General features: G+C 72.0%; 14 protein-coding genes and 1 tRNA gene. 9 read left to right on the forward strand and 6 right to left on the reverse strand.

The window, feature by feature from the left end:
* Window positions 1-471 precede the first annotated feature (471 nt).
* From BCD49_RS06545 to BCD49_RS06565, 5 genes are all read right to left on the reverse strand, one after another.
* The gene (locus BCD49_RS06545) at window positions 472-1116 is read right to left on the reverse strand and encodes a hypothetical protein (protein ID WP_071041277.1); all 645 of its coding nucleotides are present in this window, start codon (window positions 1114-1116) and stop codon (window positions 472-474) included.
* 427 nt (window positions 1117-1543) lie between these two features.
* The gene (locus BCD49_RS06550) at window positions 1544-1780 is read right to left on the reverse strand and encodes a hypothetical protein (RefSeq protein ID WP_007510984.1); all 237 of its coding nucleotides are present in this window, start codon (window positions 1778-1780) and stop codon (window positions 1544-1546) included.
* A gap of 297 nt (window positions 1781-2077) precedes the next feature.
* Window positions 2078-2164 (reverse strand) — tRNA-Ser (locus BCD49_RS06555).
* 263 nt (window positions 2165-2427) lie between these two features.
* Window positions 2428-3243: a hypothetical protein gene (locus tag BCD49_RS06560; protein ID WP_241832271.1), complete on the reverse strand. Its 816-nt coding sequence runs from the start codon at window positions 3241-3243 to the stop codon at window positions 2428-2430.
* A 281-nt stretch (window positions 3244-3524) separates the two neighbouring features.
* Window positions 3525-4451 carry a class II glutamine amidotransferase gene (locus BCD49_RS06565; protein ID WP_007510988.1) on the reverse strand — a complete coding sequence of 309 codons (927 nt, stop codon included), beginning with the start codon at window positions 4449-4451 and terminating at the stop codon, window positions 3525-3527.
* Window positions 4452-4854: 403 nt separating this feature from the next.
* On the opposite strand from BCD49_RS06565, the gene BCD49_RS06570 reads away from it, so the two are divergent.
* The 6 genes from BCD49_RS06570 to BCD49_RS06595 all read left to right on the forward strand — a co-directional run bounded on the left by BCD49_RS06570 (window position 4855) and on the right by BCD49_RS06595 (window position 12276).
* Window positions 4855-5835: an AfsR/SARP family transcriptional regulator gene (locus BCD49_RS06570; protein ID WP_007510989.1), complete on the forward strand. Its 981-nt coding sequence runs from the start codon at window positions 4855-4857 to the stop codon at window positions 5833-5835.
* Window positions 5836-6349: 514 nt separating this feature from the next.
* The gene (locus tag BCD49_RS06575; RefSeq protein WP_007510990.1) at window positions 6350-6535 is read left to right on the forward strand and encodes a lasso RiPP family leader peptide-containing protein; all 186 of its coding nucleotides are present in this window, start codon (window positions 6350-6352) and stop codon (window positions 6533-6535) included.
* A gap of 369 nt (window positions 6536-6904) precedes the next feature.
* On the forward strand, window positions 6905-9004 hold the full coding sequence (locus BCD49_RS06580) for an asparagine synthase-related protein (RefSeq protein WP_007510991.1): 2100 nt from the start codon (window positions 6905-6907) through the stop codon (window positions 9002-9004).
* Window positions 9005-9047: 43 nt separating this feature from the next.
* Entirely contained in the window at window positions 9048-9521 is a 474-nt protein-coding gene (locus BCD49_RS06585; protein ID WP_083401336.1) for a lasso peptide biosynthesis PqqD family chaperone, read from the forward strand.
* Window positions 9518-10132 carry a lasso peptide biosynthesis B2 protein gene (locus tag BCD49_RS06590; protein ID WP_007510993.1) on the forward strand — a complete coding sequence of 205 codons (615 nt, stop codon included), beginning with the start codon at window positions 9518-9520 and terminating at the stop codon, window positions 10130-10132. The genes BCD49_RS06585 and BCD49_RS06590 overlap by 4 nt, the downstream gene beginning before the upstream one ends.
* A 281-nt stretch (window positions 10133-10413) precedes the next feature.
* Window positions 10414-12276, forward strand: a complete 1863-nt coding sequence (locus BCD49_RS06595) for an ABC transporter ATP-binding protein (protein ID WP_241832272.1) — start codon at window positions 10414-10416, stop codon at window positions 12274-12276.
* A gap of 138 nt (window positions 12277-12414) precedes the next feature.
* Here the strand turns inward: BCD49_RS06595 and BCD49_RS06600 are convergent, their stop codons facing one another.
* Window positions 12415-13056 (reverse strand): DinB family protein, encoded by a 642-nt coding sequence (locus BCD49_RS06600; protein ID WP_198939426.1) that lies wholly within the window; start codon window positions 13054-13056, stop codon window positions 12415-12417.
* Window positions 13057-13297: 241 nt separating this feature from the next.
* Here BCD49_RS06600 and BCD49_RS06605 point away from each other — a divergent pair, with 241 nt between their 5' ends.
* From BCD49_RS06605 to BCD49_RS06615, 3 genes are all read left to right on the forward strand, one after another.
* Window positions 13298-16192 carry a molybdopterin oxidoreductase family protein gene (locus BCD49_RS06605; protein ID WP_007510996.1) on the forward strand — a complete coding sequence of 965 codons (2895 nt, stop codon included), beginning with the start codon at window positions 13298-13300 and terminating at the stop codon, window positions 16190-16192.
* 174 nt (window positions 16193-16366) lie between these two features.
* A complete protein-coding gene (locus BCD49_RS06610) occupies window positions 16367-18886 on the forward strand; it encodes an FAD-dependent oxidoreductase (RefSeq protein WP_027140350.1) in 2520 nt (839 codons plus the stop codon).
* Window positions 18883-19311 carry a Rieske (2Fe-2S) protein gene (locus BCD49_RS06615; RefSeq protein WP_007510998.1) on the forward strand — a complete coding sequence of 143 codons (429 nt, stop codon included), beginning with the start codon at window positions 18883-18885 and terminating at the stop codon, window positions 19309-19311. Before BCD49_RS06610 ends, BCD49_RS06615 begins: the two co-directional genes overlap by 4 nt.
* Window positions 19312-19431 lie beyond the last annotated feature (120 nt).

Genomic DNA, 19431 nt, shown 5'->3' on the forward strand with positions numbered 1-19431 from the left:
GGTTTCACCTTCTAGAACTGGCCCCGGCTATCACCAGGATCGGGAGGGTTGGCAAGGTATGTGCGTCCTGTGGGCCCACACTCGGTCAGCAGCCGGCCTTGCCGCCAGGAGCCGCGCGGGTCGACCTGCCCGTGCCACCAGGTCCAGCCGGGAAGCGGTGCGCGTCCGACTGCCGGTGAGCGCGCCGCCCGCCGACCTTTCCGATCTTCGTTCCCTCCACGGCGCAGTTTCCTTCGCCGTCCGGGTCGCCGTAGTCGCCGGATTGCGCGGCAACGGACGGGAGGGGAATTCCTGAGCGCTTGTGGCTTCGCCACAAGCGCCATGTGTGCCGGAATAGATGGGCCTGGACACCCGGCAAGCGACAACCGATCACTGTGTCTTGCCTCGGCAAACGTAAGTGGTCAGCGCACCAGCGGGACACCAACCTATTGGAGAGGCTGTCGACGCGAGTCCGCTGGCTGTCCGCAACGGTCAGAGATCGTCCCCGTCACCGGTCGGCCGTCCGAGGTGACGGTCCGGATCCTGGAGAGCGAGTAGCGAGGGCGTGATCCCGAGGGCGTAGAAGCCGTATTCCAGCTGCTGGTACCAGGTGCGTTCCCGCTCGAGTTCCCTCGACACCTGGACGGGAACACCGAACCGCTGGTCCCCTGTCGACACCATGACCACGAAGGATTTCCCCGTGTCGGCCGGGTCGGACGGTCTGGAGAGTGCGCTGAACTCCCAGGCCGCCGCGCCTGGAACGTCCTGGCCGGAGTGGAGATCGCGCAGGACGAACGTCGGCTGTCGTAGCAGCACCACGGACTGGACGCGGATCGCGAACGCTCGCCGTTCGACGACGCGCCAAGGCGGCTCCGGACGGGCGTGGTGGAGGTCGGAAAACAGCTGTTCACGCAGCTCGGAGTAATCGGCCGCCRCCCTGGCCACTCCTCTGCTGTCCGCGGCCAGCTCACGGCTTGTGTCACAGCTCGCGAAAACCCCGGCGAGCCGGTCGAACCTGCTCCGGATCCACGGCTTGAGGAAACCGTCCAAGGCACCCAGCCGGTAGGCGTCCTCAGCGGACTCGGCGACCAGCGTCGCGCCGTGCATCAGGGCCTGGTAACGCTCCGCGAGGTCCATGGGTTCCTTCCGGATTGGCACCTGGCCCAGCATCGCCGACACGCCGCGGGCGTGAGTGCCTTTCTCACAAGGATTCAAGGAGGCTGCTGATGGTGAGGGCACGGTCGGCGGTCTGGGTCGCTAGCCGGGCCAGGACGTGTTCGTCCTGCTGCCGGCGAGGTCATCAGCGGTGAGGCCGACCAGCTCGCGACCGATCGGGCGACGCTGGCCGGTCGGGACACTCCAGCTGAAGGTTGCCCTCGTCCATGAGACGGCGATCAGGCGGCGGTGATGTCCGGCGGCGGAACTCGACGATGCGGCGGTGTGCGGTGCCTCCGTGGATTTCGGCGGCCGGTGCCTGGCCGCCGGTAGCTGGTCACCCTGAACAGGCTCTCGCCCGGCGGTCAGCCGGGCTCGGCCCGCCGGGACTGACAGCATCGGCTCGGCCTCAAGGGGACGACGCCCCGGTCGAGGGGTGGGTGCGGGCGGGACTCACCGTACGGATCTCGTGCACCACGCTGGTGAGCCACTCGTCGGACGGCACCCCGGCGGCCGGCCCGGTGGGCAGGTGCGACAGGTCGGGGATCATGAGCAGCGCGTTCGGGTGAAGGGTGATCGCGTCGACAGTGAGGGCCAGGCCGTGCCTGTCGCTTTGGCTAGCGGTCGTGTCGCGGTCGACGAACACCTCGACCAGGTCGAGGCCGGTCCGGTGTGCGTGGGCGGCGAGCTGGCCGTCCAGACCGTTGCCCCCGGTTCGCAGGCCTGCCCCGTTGTCGACCTATCTGGCGACCCACGGGGGATGGTGGTGGCGGTACGCGCAGCTCAGGTCATGGTGGTCGGTCAGATGATGGGCGACGCGCCACCCTCGCCGTGGCGAACGCAATCCCGCGTTCGACGCACACTCCCACGCCCACCTGACACCCACAACGATCTTCAGGGCGCCGAGCCGGCCTCGCAAGAACGCAAACGTGCAGGTCACGAGCGGAGGGCGTGGGATTCGAACCCACGATGAGGTTGCCCCCATAGCGGTTTTCAAGACCGCCGCCATCGGCCACTAGGCGAGCCCTCCCGACCGGCGGTCCGACGGTACCGGCGCCGAGCAAGCTCGGGCATGGCCGCCTTCGTCCCGCGACACCGTCGGCACGGCGGCCGACGGCTGGTCGTCCACCAGTATTCCAGTCAGCGTTCCGGTTCGTCCGCCGGCCTCGGCGCGGTCCCGTACGCGTTCCGGTTCACGCCGCCGCGCCAGCCGCCCTCCCGACGCCGGTGGCGGCACCCAGGGGCCGCCACCGGCGCTTCGCTCGGGAGTCATCTGAAGATCAGGGAGCCGGATCAGGGAGCCGGGCAGACAGCTCCCAGCAGGCTCGCCACCGAGCAGTACGTGGCCCGGCTGACCTTCCAGTGGCCGTCGGAGATCACCGCAGTGCCGGTGCTGCCGAGGCCGCCGCCCTGGTAGCTGATGTGGTAGCGAACCCACGCATGCCACGGATCGGTGAAAACGATGTCGCTTGTGGTCACCGTGGACGAGGCGACGATGTCGGGATAGTTCTGGGCCGCCTGTGCCAGTGTTCCGGCCAGCCCCTGGCCGCCCTCGATCGCCGCGAGCACGACCGCCGGGTCCTGGCCGCCGGTGAACGCCTGCGCGTAGGCCTGCCGGATGGCGTTCTGTGCCGCGGCCGGATTCAGCGGCGGAAGTCCAGCCCTGGGCGGGCAGGTGGCGCCGGCCCAGCCCATCACGGTGCAGTACGTTTCCCGACTGACCTTCCACTTGAGGTTGACGAACACGGCGGTGCCGTCCCGCTCGCCGAAGTCGGCGCCACCCTGGTAGGTGATGTGGAAACGCACTTTCGCGTTGAACAGGTTATTGAAGGTGACGTTGCTGACGGTCACCTGCGCGGTCTCGACAGCCTGCGGGAAGTTCTGCGCCGCCAGTGCCAGGGTGCCGGCCAGCGCCGGGCCGTCATCCACCGCGGCGAGGGCGTGCGCCTGGTCCCCACCACCGGTGAACGCCTGCGCGTACGCCGCCCTGATTGCGGACTCCGCTCCCGGGAGTGTCGGCTGGAATGCATTGTCGGCTGCCAGCGCCCCCTCCATCGGAACCAGGGCCACGGCGCCGACGATCAGCAGAACAAGCCCGGTCAGGCGCATTCTCCAGCGGGTTCGAGCGGTTCGGATGGTTCGACCGTTGGCCGACTGTCGCCCCGGTAGGTCGGACATCGTCATTGCGTCCTCCTCTGCGGCACGGTTGCCACACTCGTATCAACGCGCCATTCGTCTGGGGACGTTGAGACGAAACAGGAGAAACTCGGAAGAAACTTCTGAGCGCGCGCCGACGGCCGGTCCGAGCAGGCTCGGACCGGCGGCGGGGCGGCGACGGGACGGCGGGCGGCAGGCGACGCGCGGCGGGGCGGGGCGGCGGCGGGTATCCGCTATGCCGTCGCCGCCGACTCGACCTCGACCTCGACGTCGGCGTCGACGTCGGCCGGCGAGACGTTGATGGTCTGGGACAAGGCGGCCTCGGGGCGCAGGTCGTCGAGGGAGAGCTGGTGGGCCGGCGGGATCGCCAGGACCACCCGGGAGGTGACCGTCAGGTCGGGGGCGACGTGGAGCAGCTCGCCGGACGCCATCAGGCGCCAGGAAGGGTCCTCGTCCATCCGCTCGCTTTCCACCGCCACCGCCGGCCGGTCGGCCAGGTCGAAGGACCGGGCCCTGATCTCGCTGAACGGGCTCGCGTGGTCGAGGTGGCGCTGGTGGCGACCGCCCGGCTCACGGCACAGCGCGTAGAGCCGGTTCGTGTCCGGGTAACGCAGCGCCCAGAGCTCGTCCGCGGTGGCCATCACCATGTTGATCGAGTAGAGCGGCAGGTTCGCCGCGATCCACCGGGCGGCGGCGACGATGCCCGATCCGACGTCGCCGTCCGCGGCCGCGATCTCCCGGTTGATCAGCGCGAAGTATCGCTCCGAGTCGGTGTCGCCCTGGACCAGCGCACGGTCGTTGCCGAGGTGAGCGTCCAGTCGGCCCAGGTCCTCGATCACCCCGTTGTGGGCGAAGACCCGGTTCCCGTACTGAAAAGGGTGGGTGTTGGCCAGGTTGGCGCGTCCTGTGGACGCGTGCCGCACGTGGGCGATGAACGTCGACGAGACGACGGTTCGCGGCTGGTGGGCGAACTCCGCGCCGGCGCGCTCGGTGATCGGTTGTTTGATGACGCGGGGGGTGCCATCCGGCGCGAACGTCGCGATGCCGGCGCCGTCAGGGGATCGCGACGTTCGCGCCCGCTCGCTGTCCGGAGCGTCGAGCAGCCAGAACGTTGCTTCGATCGGCTGCGCTCCGCTGGTCAGCGCGAACATCTGGCACATCTTGCCTCCACCACCCGCCGTTACCGTCATGGCCCGCCGCCACCTGTCACCACCCGCCGAGGCGCCTGACGGCGCGGGGCGGAACGGGGCCTAGTGGGGCGGAGCGGGGCGAACTCCGCCCACCGGCGACCCGCCCCGCGCGGTGCCCGCCTAGCGAACCGCCGCTCACCCACCAGCATGCAACCTCTGACGGCTCGGGCGCCTGGCAGTCGATGTGCCCGGACCTGTCCGGTGTCACCCACCCTGTTACCGGGACCACTTGGTCACCCTCTGCGGGGGATGGTCGTTTCGAGCCGAGGCGGCCGTCTGGCGGAGATAGGAGCGGGTAGACAGCGCAACATGGCCACAGTGCGTGACCAGTCGTGTGCGCGCCATCATCGGTGCGGGTTGGGGGACAGCGTCGATGCATACAGCCGCGACCGCAGCCGCTGTCATCGCCGGCGATCATCGCGATGACGGCGGCGCGGAGGTGGGTCTGGACGTGGCCCGGTTCGGCGCCCTGGGGCCGCTGGAGGTCTCGGCGGCCGACGGAACGCCCGTGTTCATCGGCCAGCGCAAGAGACGTCGCCTGTTGTCCCTGCTCCTGTTGCACGCGGGCTCCTGGGTGGGCACCGAGCAGATCGGCGTGGCGCTGTGGGAGGACGACCCCCCACGCTCCGCGCTCGGCAACATCAAGACGTACGTCTCCGAGCTGCGCCATGCGTTGCCCTCACCGCCGCCGACGGCGAGCACGTCGGCGGGTCACGATCCGCCGACCGCGGCGCACAGGCCCGGCCGCATAGCCAGCCGGGACGGCGAGTACGCCATCCGGCTGGCACCTGGCGAGCTGGACGTCGACCTGTTCGACGCGGGGGCCCGTGCTGGCGACGATGCCCTCGCCGAAGGAGATCCGGCCCGGGCCGTCCGGCTGCTCGAGCAGGCGCTGAAGCTCTGGCGTGGCCGGCCGTATGACGACCTGCCCGCCGACCTCGCGGTCGCCGAGACCGCCCGGCTCGAGGAGCTGCGCTGGAACGCCTGGGAGAACCTGGCCGACGCCCGCCTGCGGCTCGGCCAACACGGACTGGTGCTGCCGGCGCTGCGCGCGCTGACCATCGAGCACCCGACCAGGGAGCGGCTGTGGGGCCAGCTCCTGGTCGCGCTCGACCAGGACGGCCGGCGGGCCGAGGCGTTGCGCGCCTACCAGGCGGTCTACCGGACCCTCACCGAGCGGCTCGGCATCGAGCCGGGCGAGGACCTGCGTGCCCTGCACCAGCGCATCCTGCGCGGCACCGGCGGGCCGGCCGCCACGGAGCTGTCCGGCCCGCGGCCCGCCCACGCCGACGCGCGGCCCGCCCACGCCGGCCCGCCGCCGGCCAGGCGGCACCGCCGCGGATCGCCACGGTGAGCGATGAACCGGGGCTGAACCGATGCTGGGCAGTGCCTAGCTAGGCCGCCGACGTGGCGATCTGGACGCGGAACTCACGAGAGATTCTGGAGGCAAGGGCGCAGGAAGGGCACGGCGAGCGCCGCTGATGCCCCGGGGCTGCCGGAGAGGCGAGCGGAAAGCCCACTCGCCGACATCGGGGCCAGGGCGCGGCGGACGCGGCGGGCATCGACGCCCACGCCGAGCCGGACCGTCGCCGCCGGTTCAGTGACCGGCGTTCTGGCGAACGGCCCGGGCGAACGGCCCTTCGAGCCAGCGGGCGCAGGCCCACCGCTCCGGTGAACCCGCCCGGCGGCCCCGAATATGCGACTCACGAACAAGCGGCTCACGGCTCACGAACATGTCGACGAAGCACCGACCAGGCTTTGGCCGCCCACCGCGGCCATGCCACCGGCGCGGCCCGGACACCACTGGGTACAGCCCGGACGACATGCGCCCGATGGGCCCCGACAGCGACCGATGGGAGTTTTGCCCTATGAAGGCTCGTTACGAGATGCCCGAACTGGACGGTGCCGGCTCGTTCGCCGAGGTGACCGGTGGCCGGTTTGGCTGGGGTCGTGACTGGCTTTGGCGCAGCTTCTGGGGTGGCTACCCCCGCGGCCCCGGCGGCGGTGGAGGCGGCGGTGTGATCATCATCGGCGGAGGCGGAGGCGGCTGGTGACGGACCTCGTCGACGCCATCGACGCCTGAACCCTGGCATCGGGCATCTGGCGCCTGACACCTGACACCTGACACACCACGGAACCTGCCACGAACTGGCGGGCCGGCCATCGCGGCCGGCCCGCCAGTTCTTTTCACGCCGATTCCACCGAAACCAGGATTCGTCCTCAGGGCCCGAAGGCCCCTTCCTCCATGGAACGGAAGATTCCAGCGGGCCACGCGAGCTCTCCGTTGAACTAAGGGGAAAGAAGGAGTTGGCACCAAGAACGCGAAGAAGAGGACGGACAGGAGTACGAGCTGTTAGCGACCCGGGGACAACAGCCTCCGGCCCTCTAGGCACCTGGCCCGGAAAGGATCGGCTGACGAGCAGATGACGACTCTGACCCGCGCGATGCCGCGGACGCCTCGGGTGCTCGCGCCGGGCGCGCCGTGGTTCGCCGTCCTTCCGGACACGCCCGCCGGCGGCGCCCTCGGCGCCGCCGTGCTGGCCGCGGACGACACCGTCGCGGCAGTGCGACGTGGCTCCGGCCGACCCTGGCTGATCGGCCGATGGGCCGCCAGCGCGACCACCACGGCCGACAGCGCCACCGCGGCCACCGGCACCGGCACCGCTGCTGGCACCCGCGCCGGCAGTGTCACCGCTGCTCGCACCGGCGCCGCCGCCAGCACCGCTGCTGGCATCGTGCACGCGGCCGTCGGCCGGTCGCGGCTCGCACTGATCGGCGACGTTCCGATCGGCCCCGGTGAGCTCGCGGACCGGCTCGCGCGCGTCAGGGACGTCGCCGACCTCGACCAGCTGGCGAACGAGCTGCCCGGCAGTTTTCACCTGGTCGCGGAGATCGACGGCCACGGCCGGGTCCAGGGCACGGCCTCCGGCCTGCGCCGCGTCTTCCATGCCGGGCTGAGCGCCTCCCCCGTCCCAGGCTGCCCCGGCGGAAACCGTCTCGACGGCAGCCGTCTCGACGGCGCGGTCGTCGCGGGAGACCGCGCGGACGTCGTCATGGCCCTCAGTGGGGATCGCCCTGATCTCGATCTCACCGCGCTCGCGCTCTGCCTGGTCGATCCGGTCGCCCCGCACCCGCTCGACGACCGGCCGCTGTGGCTGGGCCTGACCGCCGTCCCGCCCGACCACTGGCTACGCGTCGACCCGCCGGGCACCGCCGGGCCGGCCGCGACCCATCGGCGCTGGTGGCACGCGCCGAAACCGGAGCTCGACGGCCGCGTGGGCGCGGCGGCGCTGCGCCGTGCCCTGGTCGAGGCCGTGGGTTTCCGTACGGCGGCTGGCGGCACCGTCACCGCCGACCTGTCCGGCGGGCTGGACTCCACCGCCCTGTGTTTCCTCGCCGCCGCCGGGGCGGCGACGGTCGTCCCCTACACCGGGGTGGGACGTGACCCGGCGGACGAGGACGCCGCCTGGGCCGCCCTCGCGCGCGCGGCGTTGCCCGGCGCCGCCGACGGCTCGCCAGGCGCCTTCGAGCTGCTCCCCCGCGAGCGCGTCCCGCTGGTCTACGACGGGATCGGCCTGGCCGGCGAGCCGCTCGACCGCCCGTTCATCGGGGTGATCGACCGCGCGAAGCTGCTCGCCGGGCTCCGCCTCGCCGGCCGCCACCGACCCAGGCTGCACCTGTGCGGCCTCGGCGGCGACGAGGTGGCGCAGGGATCGCCGAACTGCCTGGCCGGCCTCGCTCTCGGCCACCCACTGGCCGCGTACGCGCGGCTGCGCGCCCTGCGCGCGCAGGGCCGCTGGCCACTCGCCGCCAGCGTCTGGACGCTGCGCCCGCGTTCCTACCGGACCTGGCTCGCCGACCTGCTCGCCCCCGCGTCCCGCCCGGACCGCCGCCGCGCCCGCGCCCATCCCCGCCGGCGTCTTCGGCGCCTGTCGCCGCGGCCGGTCGCCGAGCTCGACTGGTCGATTCCGCCGCGGATTCCGGCCTGGCTTACCCCCAGGGCCGTGGAGCTGCTGCGCGCCGCGCTCACCGAAGCGGTCGAGGAGGCCGAGCCGCTCGGTCCCACCCGGGACAGGCACGCCGATCTGTTCGCGATCCGCGCCGGCGCGGCCGTGGCACGTGGCTTCGCGCAGCTCGCCGCCCCTACCGGACCACCGCTGACCACACCGTTCTACGACGACCGGGTGGTCGAGGCGGCGCTCGCCGTGCGGACGGCCGAACGATGCACGCCCTGGGAGTACAAGCCGCTCCTGAAGGCGGCGATGCGCTTCCACGTGCCGGCGGACTGTCTGCGGCGGCAGACGAAGGCGGAAGGCTCGGTCGAGGAGGAGGCGGGGCTGCGCACCAACCAGGACGCCCTGCGCGCCCTGTTCACCGGGTCGCGGCTGGCCGCGCTCGGGCTCGTGGACGAGGAGGCGCTGCTGCGGGCCTGCCGATACACCCCGGCGCCCGACCTGCCGCACCTGGCGCTGCAGCAGACCGCCGCCGCCGAGGTCTGGTTACGCGCCTGGGACATCCCGTAGCCGTCGGACTGCCCATCGGTGGGGAAGGAGCGCTGGAGTGGACATGTTGACGTTGAGCCGGTCGGTCGTCTCGACCGACACCGACTACGGGACGGCGCTGTTGGATCAGCGTTCCGGCCGGTACTGGACGCTGAACCCTACGGCCACTCTCATCCTGCGCGTGCTGCTCGACGGCGGAGACCGGCCGAGCGCCACGCGTGCCCTGCTCGACCACTTCGACGTCGAGCCGGACACAGCACGCGCCGACGTCGACCGGCTGGTCGAGCAACTGTGCTCGGCGGGCCTGCTGACCGACTCCGCGTCGGCTGCCGAGCCGGTCACCGGCCAGGAGGCCGTTCGACGGGCCAGCCGGCGGGCCAGCGCCCCACGAGGGGTCCGACTGCCGTTCCGCCGTCGTCCAGGCGAGGCCCCAGCCGGCCGGCACAGCAGACGAAACGGCGGCCCGCGGGGCAACCAGCAGCTGGACGACCGGCGGCCGATCGACCGGCGCGACGACCGCCGCGAGGGAGGTCGATGACAGTGCCGATGCCGACACCGATGTCGATACCGATGTCAGCGCGCCGACGACCGCCGCCACCGCCACCGCTGCCTCGCCGCCTGCGCGCGCACCTCGCGGTCGCGGCCGCCCGGGCACTCGCCACCCAGCCGCCGGCCAGGATCCGCGCCTTCCTCTCCGCGGCGAGCCACGGCGCCGAGGCGGCCAGCCGGCGCCGAGCTCAGATGGCCAGGGACGACGTGACCACCGTCAGCCTGGTCTGTCGCGGGTCCCGCGGCTGCGTCCCCCGGTCGGTGGCGACGGCGCTGCTGTGCCGGATGTCAGGCACGTGGCCAACGTGGTGCGTGGGCGTGCGCACCATCGCGCCGTTCGCCGCGCATGCCTGGGTCGAGGCGGACGGGCTGATGGTGGGCGAGGACGAGCCCGCGGGCTACTTCCGCCCACTGCTGGCGGTGGAGCCGCGCCGAACGGCGCGGTCGGCGGCCAGGGTGACGACGGTGACCAGCAGGCCGGCCTCGCCGGCCGCCGTTCCCACCGCGAGCACGGCCAGGCCGGCTACGGACGCGCCGGCGACACCGACCGGATCAGCGGCGGGACCGTCCGCCGGCGACCTCCCGGCGGCCACGCGATGACCGGCATGGTGTGGGGGCGGCCTCGACCGGGCGGCACGCCCGAGCCGCCGGGACCGCCAGGATCGCCGGACCTGTTTGGACCGCCTGGACCGCAGGGCTCACCGAGACCCCCGAGACCCCCGGGGCCGCTGGGGCCTCCAGGACCACTGGGGCCCGCGGGACCGCTCGGGCCGCCAGGATCGCTGGGACCGCCAGGACCGCTGGGACCGCCAGGACCGCCGCCGCCCGGTACCGGCGGCCGGCGGCCGGGCGGCCTCGGGCTCGGGCGGCTGTGGCAGCTGATGCGCGGGCACAGCCGGACCGTCATGATCGGCGTCGCCCTCACCGCCCTCGGCACGCTGTTCGGGGTCGTCCAGCCGCTGCTGGTCAAGCGGGTGATCGACGGCGCCCAGCACGGCGGGATCTCCGCCTGGTTGCTGTGCACCCTGCTGGGGCTGTTCGTCGGCCAGGCCTTCGTCGACACGCTTGGCCACTACCTGCTGGAGCGCACCGGCCAGGGCATCATCCTCGGCCTGCGCACCCGGCTGGTCGGCCACCTGCTGCGGCTGCGGGTCAGCGTCTACGACGAGCGAAGGATGGGCGATCTCATCTCCCGGGCGAACACCGACACGGTGGTCGTCCGAGAGGCCGTCGCCTACAGCTTCGCCGCGTTCCTGACCAGCCTGATCGGCGCCGCCGGCGCGATCGCGCTGATGATCTACATCGACGTCCGGCTCTTCCTGCTGGTCGTCGTCGCCGTGCTGGTCGCGAGCGTCGGCGTGCTGTCGGCCCTGCGCCGGATCCGGGGAACCTCGGAGGAGGGCCAKGCGAGCGTCGGGCGGATGACCGCCGACCTGGAACGCTCGCTGTCCGCGATCCGCACCGTCCGGGCGAGCCGTGCCGAGGAGCGCGAGGCCGAGCGGATCGCCGTGCACGCGCGCGACGCCTACCGGCTCGGGGTGCGAATGGCGCGGCTGAACTCCGTCATCGCGCCGGCGATGGAGCTGGCCGTGCAGGGATCGGTGCTCGTCGTCCTGCTGGTCGGCGGCGTGCTCGTCGCGCACGGCGTGACGTCGTTGGGCTCGCTGGTCGCGTTCCTGCTCTATGCGACCTACCTGGTCGTGCCGCTCTCGCAGCTGATCGAGGCCTCCGGGATCATGCAGCGCGGGATGGGCGCGCTGGACCGCGTCGACGCCGTCTTCGACCTGCCGTGTGAGGCCGACCTCGATACCGCCCTCGACACCGACCGCGGCGCCGACCTCGACGCCGGCCTTGCCGACGAGGCGACCAGGCCGCTGGTCCGCGTCATCCCGGCGGTCGAGACACCCGCGACGGCGCGGGTCACGGATCCGGAGACGCCGGCGAGCACACCCGACGCCGAGCAGGCGGAGGGCCACGCCGAAGCGCCGGCCGTCGAGTTCCGCGACGTGTGGTTCGGTTACACGCCGGACCGGCCAGTGCTGCGCGATGTCTCATTCACGATCCCGTCGCGCGGACACGTCGCGCTGGTCGGGCCGTCCGGCGCGGGCAAGTCGACGACGTTCGAGCTGCTGGAACGGTTCTACGACGCCGACCGCGGCGAGATCCTGTTGCGCGGCGTCGACGTGCGGGCGATGTCGCGGGACGCGGCGCGCGGCTGGGTGAACCTCGTCGAGCAGAACGCGCCGGTGTTGCAGGGCTCGCTGCGCGACAACATCACCTATGCCGCCCCGGACGCCACCGAGGCCGAGATCGACGAAGCCGTCGAGACCGCGCGTCTGGGCGACCTGGTCACGCGGATGTCACACGGCGTGTGGACCGACGTGGGCGATCACGGGGTGCTGCTGTCCGGTGGGGAACGCCAGCGGGTGGCGATCGCGCGGGCGATGCTCGCGCGGCCGGCGGTGCTGCTGCTCGACGAGCCGACGTCGCAGATGGACAGCGTCAACGAGCGCGCCCTGACCCAGGTCATGCATGACATCGCCACGCGGCACGCCCTGCTGGTGATCGCGCACCGGATGTCCACCGTGCGGGCCGCGGACCGGATCATCGTGCTCGACGAGGGCCGGGTGCTGGCGACCGGCACCCACGAGGAGCTGCGGGAGACCTGCCCCCTCTACCGCCGCCTGTCCGCCACGGACCTCGGTTCGGCCGCCCCGGCCCGCGCCGCCGAACCGGCGACCTGACCGAACCAGCGACCTGACCGCGGGGGTGGGGTAGCCGGCGTCCGTGCCGGCTACCCCACGGCAGCCGTTACCTCACAGCAGCCGTTACCCACAACGGCCGTTGCCCCACACCAGCCGTCGGCCGCGTCAGCCGGCGGCTCAGTCCTTGGCGGGAGCGACGTCCTCGGCTGGACCGACGCCGCCCAGAGGCAGCCCGGTCACGTCGTACAGGTGATGCACCGGATCATGCGCAAAGTAGCGGGCGAAGGTGTCGATGGTGAAGCTGGCGCCGTCGGAACGCCTACCGGTCCGTTGCCACTGGGCACCGGAGACGGTCGCGAACCGGGCGGCGATCTTGGCTGCCGCGCCCGCGAGGTCGCCGGCGACCCGGGCCGGGTCCTGCTCGCCGTAGCGGTCGGCCACGGCGGTGTCGTCCTGGTCCCAGTTCGGATACAGCGGGTTGTCCCGCGTGAGCATCAACTGGAGCCGCTCGTCGTAAAGGCGCAGGACATCGCGCACATGGCAGGCGTACTCCAGCGTCGACCAGCGCTCAGGTGACGGCCGGCCCCGCACCTCGTCGTCCGGCTTGTCCGCGAGCACCGCCAGCCAGGCAGAGGCGACGCGCAGCACGAGGCCGGAGACGTCGGTGGCCGGGAAGGTCGCCGCGTCGAACCCACACTCCGGGCAGGCCCGCTCCAGGACCCAGGTCCAGTCCTTGTCGTCGGGCACGAYGGCGTCGGCCTGTCCGGCCGCGCCGGCGGAGGCGTCGATGGCGGGAGCACTCTGGCTCTCGGTCGTCACGGTCTCACCCTAGCCCTGACCGCGAGGCGGCTTCTCCGGTTGGTCCGGCCCCCCTGTACCGTCCGGCCCGTCCGTACCCGGTTGCCTGCCCGACTGCCATCGCGCCCGAACGATACGAGACGATCCGCACGTCGCCCACGCTCAGACCTCACAGAGTGGCGTTTCTCGGGGTGAGTACCTAGTAACCGACTGAATGCGTCAAGAGGCGCCTGGCGAAACACGAAGATCCCAGGATGGGCTTGTGTCCCCCGACCAAGCCCAGGCCGCGGCTGCCGCCACCGCCGGGGCTGCCGCTTCCGGCACAGGCGACACCGTCGCGACGGCGAGCCGCGCCTTCACGCCGTCACACTGCCCGTACTGCGCGCTGCAGTGCGGCATCGAGCTACGCCCACGGCCGGGCGTGGTCGACCTCATCCCCCAGGACGACTTCCCGACGAACCGCGGAGGCCTGTGCTCCAAGGGCTGGACGGCCGCCGGGCTGCTTGACCACCCCGACAGGCTGACCACTCCGCTGCTGCGCGACCGGTCTGCCGGGGGCGCCCGCGGCGAGCTTCGGCCGGCGACCTGGGACGAGGCGCTGGAGCGGATCGTCACCAGCTGGCGTGACTGCCAGCGCCGGTATGGCCGGGACAGCGTCGGCGTGTTCGGCGGCGGCGGACTGACCAACGAGAAGGCGTACGCGCTCGGCAAGTTCGTCCGGGTCGCGCTGCGCAGCCGATCCATCGACTACAACGGCCGCTTCTGCATGTCGTCGGCCGCCGCGGCCGGCAATCGCGCGTTCGGAATCGACCGCGGGCTGCCGTTCCCGGTGAGCGACATCGCCGAAGCCGACGTCGTCCTGCTGGTCGGAAGCAACCCGGCCGACACGATGCCGCCGATCATGCAGTGGTTCGACGCGGGCAGGGCGAAGGGCGCGCGGCATATCGTCGTCGACCCGCGCGCGACCCCGACCGCCCGCGGAGCGCACCTGCACCTGCAGCCCACCCCGGGCACCGACCTCGCGCTCGCCGCCGGCCTGCTGCACATCGCGATCCGCGACGGGCTGGTGGACACCGACTTCGTCGCCAGTCGCACGACCGGGTTCGACGCTGTCCGCCGGGCGGTCACGGCCTACTGGCCCGGCCGGGTCGAGCGGATCACCGGGGTGCCCGAGACGAACCTGCGCGAGGCCGTCCGGCTGCTCGCCGAGGCGGAACGCGCCATGGTGCTGACCGCTCGCGGGGCCGAACAGCACGCGTCCGGCACCGACACCACGCAGGCGTTCATCAACCTGGCGCTCGCGCTCGGCCTCCCCGGGCGCTCGTTCTCCGGCTACGGCACGATCACCGGCCAGGGCAACGGCCAGGGTGGCCGGGAGCACGGGCAGAAGGCTGATCAGCTGCCCGGATACCGCAAGCTCGCCGACCCGGCCGACCGCGCGCACATCGCCGCGATCTGGGGTGTCTCGCCGGACGAGCTGCCGCCGCCCGGTGTGTCCGCCTTCGAGATGCTCGACGCGTTGGGCACCGAAGGCGGTGTGCGGGCCATGTGGGTGCTCGGCTCCAACCCGATCGTGTCCGGCCCGGACGCGAACCGGATCGCCGACCGGCTCGCGGCCCTGGACCTTTTGGTCGTCTCCGACTTCTTCCTCTCCGAGACGGCGGCCCTCGCCGACGTCGTGCTGCCGGTCGCGCAGTGGGCGGAGGAGGAGGGCACGATGACCAACCTCGAAGGCCGGGTGCTGCGCCGCCGCCGGGCGCTCGCTCCGCCACCCGGGGTGCGTACCGACCTGGAGGTCATCTCCGAGCTCGCCATCCGTCTCGGGCGTTCCGCCGAGGCGTTCCCCGTCGAGCCGCGGGCGGTGTTCGAGGAACTGCGGCGGGCGAGCGCCGGCGGGCTCGCCGACTACTCCGGCATCAGCTACGAGCGGATCGAGGCCGAGAAGGGCGTCTTCTGGCCCTGCCCGGCCCCCGCCGCCGCTGGCGAGGACAGCGCGAACGCCGTCGGCGAGCTGGGCGAGGCCGGCGAGGCGGTTCACCCGGGCACRCCGCGGCTGTTCGCCGAACGTTTCGCCACGCCGGACGGGCGGGCGCGGTTCGTCGCGGTACATCACCGGGGCGCGGCGGAGACGCCCGACCGTGACTACCCCTACTACCTGACTACCGGCCGCACGATGCGCCAGTACCAGTCGGGAACGCAGACCCGGCGGGTCCGGGCGCTCGTCGCCGACGATCCCGACCCGGTTGTCGAGCTGCACCCGGTTCTGGCGACCAAGTATGAGATCACCGCAGGGGATCTGGTCGAACTGAGCTCCCGTCGCGGACGGGCGGTGTTCCGGGCCCGCGTGACCGACACCATCCGCCAGGACACGTTGTTCGCGCCGTTCCACTGGGGCGGCTACTCGACCGTCAACCTGCTGACCAATCCAGCACTCGACCCAACCTCGCGGATGCCCGAGTTCAAGGCGTGCGCGGTGGCGCTGCGCCGGATCGATCACCTTCCCGACGGAGGCGCCGCCCTGCCGACCGAGGCAACCGTCCCGGTGGCCACCGAATGGTCCCGCCCACGCACCACGTCGCCATCCACCGCCGCCAACACCGGCACCGCAGGCACCAACGTCGCCGGCGGCGGCGGTGCCGGTGGCGCCCCCTCAGCCGGTCTCGCCGACCTTGCCGACCTTGCCGACCTCGCCGGGCCGGTGGCGACCGCCCCGGCCTCCGTCCGCACGTTCCCGGGCACCGGCTCCGCCCGGACTGGCTCCGACAGCGCACAGGACACCGCGCCCGTGTCACACCGGAAGGACCGTCGCATGCACAGCACACCCCGCTTCTTGCAGGGCGTCTTCTCGTTCGAGGGGCAGGGGCTGACCAAGCCGGCATTCCTCGACCCGTCGCTGACCTACACGGTCCCGCCCGGAGCGACCGCGCAGCCGGTGTACTTCCGCGGCGGCAACGCCTCGGACGAGCTGGTCTACGTGCTGCTCGTCCGGGACGGCGCGCCGATGCGCTACTTCCCGATCGGCGCCCGTGCCGATGTGCACGTCCCGCTGCGGGTGGTCGAGGACCTGCTCGGCGACACCCGCATCGAGCTGCATCTCGCCGCCCCGGAGGGCATCGAGGGCACCGTGGTCATCGATCTCGGCCTGATCGAGTTCTGAGCGGGTGCGACCATGACCATCACCGAGAACGCCCCAGGCACATCCAACGCCGCCAACGCCACCGCGTCTGCCGCCTCCACCGTGCCCACCTCCGCCGACGTCGTTCCGGCGCAGCGGGCCCATGGCCGAACGCCCGCCGGCGGGCGCGAGCGCCTCGTCGTCGTCGGCAACGGCATGGCCGGCATACGCGCCGTCGAGGAGATCCTCGCCCGGCATGGCGGCGACCTGTTCGACATCACCGTGTTCGGCGACGAGCCGTACGGCAACTACAACCGGATCCTGCTGTCCAACGTGCTGGCCGGCGCCGACACCGAGGACGAGATCTTCCTCAACACGCCGGAGTGGTACTCGGACAACGGCATCCGCCTGCGCGCCGGCGTCCGGGTCACCGGGCTCGACCGGTACGCCCGCGTCGTCACGGTCGAGGACGGCACCGTCGCCCCCTACGACAAACTGATCATCGCCACCGGCAGCCGCTCGTTCATCCCGCCCATCAAGGGCCTCGCCGGACCCGATGGCCGGCTTCCGGGCGGTGTCTTCGCGTTCCGCACGATCGACGACTGCCGCGCCATGATCGGATTCGCCGAGGGGCGGCGGACCGCGGCCGTCATCGGCGGCGGTCTGCTCGGTCTGGAGGCCGCCCGCGGCCTGCAGACCTACGGGCTCGAGGTGCACATCATCGATGCCGCACCGACGCTGATGAACCAGCAGCTGTGCGCCGAGGCTGGTGCCATCCTGCGGCGCGGCGTCGAGGAGCTCGGGATCACCGTGCATCCGGGAGCGCGCACCGCGCGGATCCTGCTCGCCGACGACGAGACCGGCCGCGAAACCGACGATCAGACCAGTGGCGAGGCCGGCGGGGGTACGGGCGAGAGCACGGGCGAGAACGCCGGCCTTGGCAGGGCGATCGGGCTGGAGTTCACCGACGGGGCACGGCTCGACGTCGACATGATCGTGGTGGCGGCCGGGATCCGGCCCAACGTCGAGATCGGGCTGCGCGGCGGGCTGACCGTCGAGCGCGGCATCGTCACCGACGACCAGCTGCGCTCGGTCGACGATCCCGACATCTACGTGGTCGGCGAGTGCGCGCAGCACCGTGGCCAGGTCTACGGCCTGGTCGCGCCGCTGTGGGAGCAGGCGACGGTACTCGCCGAGCACATCACCGGCGCCGACCCGGACGCCGCCTACCACGGCTCGAAGACCGCCACGAAGCTCAAGGTCGCCGGTGTGGCCGTCGCCGCGATGGGCCTCAAGGACGCGGAGCACCCCGACGACGAGGTGGTCCGGTTCGTCGAGCCGCGCCGGGGCGTCTACAAGAGCGTCATCATTCGCGACGGAAAGCTCGTCGGCGCCACCCTGCTCGGCGACACGGCCAAGTCGGCCTCGCTCATCCAGGCGTTCGACAACGGCCTGCCACTGCCGGACGAGCGGCTCCAGCTGCTGTTCGACATCGGCCTGCCCGCGGCCGAGGTCGGGGCGGCGGAGATGGCCGACGACGCCCAGGTCTGCAACTGCAACGGCGTGAGCAAGGGGAAGATCGTCGCCTGCGTCAAGGGCGGGATGAAGACCGTCCCCGGCGTCATGAACGCGACCCGCGCCGGCAAGGGCTGCGGCTCGTGCAAGCTGCTCGTCAAGGAGATCGTCGAGTGGGCGGCCGACGGAGAGGTGGAGGAGGACCTCTCGGCGAACTGGTACGTCCCCGGTGTTCCGCTGGACAAGCCGGCGCTGATGGCGGCCGTGCGTGAGCGGAACCTGCGGTCGGTGTCCGCGGTCTTCGCCGCCCTGGCGCCCGAGGGCAAGGAGGACGCGGCCAGCAAGATGGCGTTGACGTCGCTGCTGCGCATCGTCTGGGGCAACGACTTCATCGACGAACGCGACGGCCGGTTCATCAACGACCGTGTCCACGCCAACATCCAGAAGGACGGCACCTTCTCGGTCGTCCCGATGATCGCCGGCGGCGTCACCAGCCCGGACGAGCTGCGCCGGATCGCCGACGTCGCCGAGAAGTACGACGTCCCGATGGTGAAGATCACCGGCGGCCAGCGCATCGACCTGCTGGGCGTGCGCAAGGAGGACCTGCCGAAGGTCTGGGCCGATCTGGACATGCCGAGCGGCCACGCGTACGGCAAGAGCTTCCGCACGGTGAAGACCTGCGTCGGCAAGGACTTCTGCCGCTTCGGGGTCGGCGACTCGACCGCCCTCGGTGTCGCGATCGAGCAGCGTTATCACGGCCTGGAAAGCCCCGGGAAGCTCAAGCTGGCGGTCAACGGCTGCCCGCGCAACTGCGCCGAGGGCCTGATCAAGGACGTCGGCGTCGTCGCGATCGACGGTGGTCGTTGGGAGATCTACATCGGCGGAGCGGGCGGCGCGCACGTCCGCAAGGGCGACCTGCTGGCCACCGTCGGCAGCCCCGAGGAGGTCATGACGCTGACGGGCCGCTTCCTGCAGTACTACCGCGAGAACGCGAAATGGCTGGAGCGGACGTACACGTTCGTCCCGAGAATCGGCATCGAGAAGATCCGGGCCGTCATCGTGGACGACGCGGAGGGCATCGCCGCGGATCTGGACGCCCGCATCCAGGAGTCGATCGACGCCTACGTCGACCCCTGGCTGGAGCGCGAGAAGCCGGCCACCTCCGGCCAGTTCCTCACCTCCCTGCCGCTCGTCGCCCTGCCCCAGGTCCCGGTCCGATGAGCGCGCAGAGCGCCGTCGCCATGACCGCCATTCCTGCCGACGCCGCCGGATCCGGCCCGGACAAGGGCGGTCCGGTCGGAACCGAGGCGAAATCAGCCCAGCTGGCGGCGACGGGAACCGGCGCCGTGCACCGGCTCGGCCTCCTCAACGAGATTCCGATCGGCGAGGCGCGGGCGTACGCCGTCGGCGACGCGCAGATCGCCGTCTTCCGGCTACGCGGCGACATCCTGCGGGCCGTCGACGCGGTCTGCCCGCACGCGGGCGGGCCGCTCGCCGACGGCCAGGCCGACGCGGGCGTCGTCATCTGCCCGTTGCACTCCCACGTCTTCAACCTGGCCACCGGCGAGTCCTCCTCGGGGGCACCGCCGATCGGCTGTTACCCGGTCCGGCTCGCCGCCGACGGCACGATCGAGCTCACCTTGTGACGGACCGCGGCCCAGACCAGCGGCATGGCGGCGTGTTCCCGGGTCCCGACGACCGCCCCGTCCCTGGTCTGGGCCAGGTCCTGTGTCAGTCCAGGTCCATCGGCCCAGGCATCGACTCGA

Source organism: Pseudofrankia sp. EUN1h (genome assembly GCF_001854645.1).
GTDB lineage: Bacteria > Actinomycetota > Actinomycetes > Frankiales > Frankiaceae > Pseudofrankia > Pseudofrankia saprophytica.

Bases quoted from the DNA above. Each gene is read 5' to 3' on its own strand.
- BCD49_RS06560 (WP_241832271.1), bottom strand. From the start codon at position 3,243: ATGCGCCTGACCGGGCTTGTTCTGCTGATCGTCGGCGCCGTGGCCCTG.
- BCD49_RS06565 (WP_007510988.1), bottom strand. From the start codon at position 4,451: ATGTGCCAGATGTTCGCGCTGACCAGCGGAGCGCAGCCGATCGAAGCA.
- BCD49_RS06570 (WP_007510989.1), top strand. From the start codon at position 4,855: ATGCATACAGCCGCGACCGCAGCCGCTGTCATCGCCGGCGATCATCGC.
- BCD49_RS06575 (WP_007510990.1), top strand. From the start codon at position 6,350: ATGAAGGCTCGTTACGAGATGCCCGAACTGGACGGTGCCGGCTCGTTC.
- BCD49_RS06580 (WP_007510991.1), top strand. From the start codon at position 6,905: ATGACGACTCTGACCCGCGCGATGCCGCGGACGCCTCGGGTGCTCGCG.
- BCD49_RS06585 (WP_083401336.1), top strand. From the start codon at position 9,048: ATGTTGACGTTGAGCCGGTCGGTCGTCTCGACCGACACCGACTACGGG.
- BCD49_RS06590 (WP_007510993.1), top strand. From the start codon at position 9,518: ATGACAGTGCCGATGCCGACACCGATGTCGATACCGATGTCAGCGCGC.
- BCD49_RS06610 (WP_027140350.1), top strand. From the start codon at position 16,367: ATGGCCGGCATACGCGCCGTCGAGGAGATCCTCGCCCGGCATGGCGGC.
- BCD49_RS06615 (WP_007510998.1), top strand. From the start codon at position 18,883: ATGAGCGCGCAGAGCGCCGTCGCCATGACCGCCATTCCTGCCGACGCC.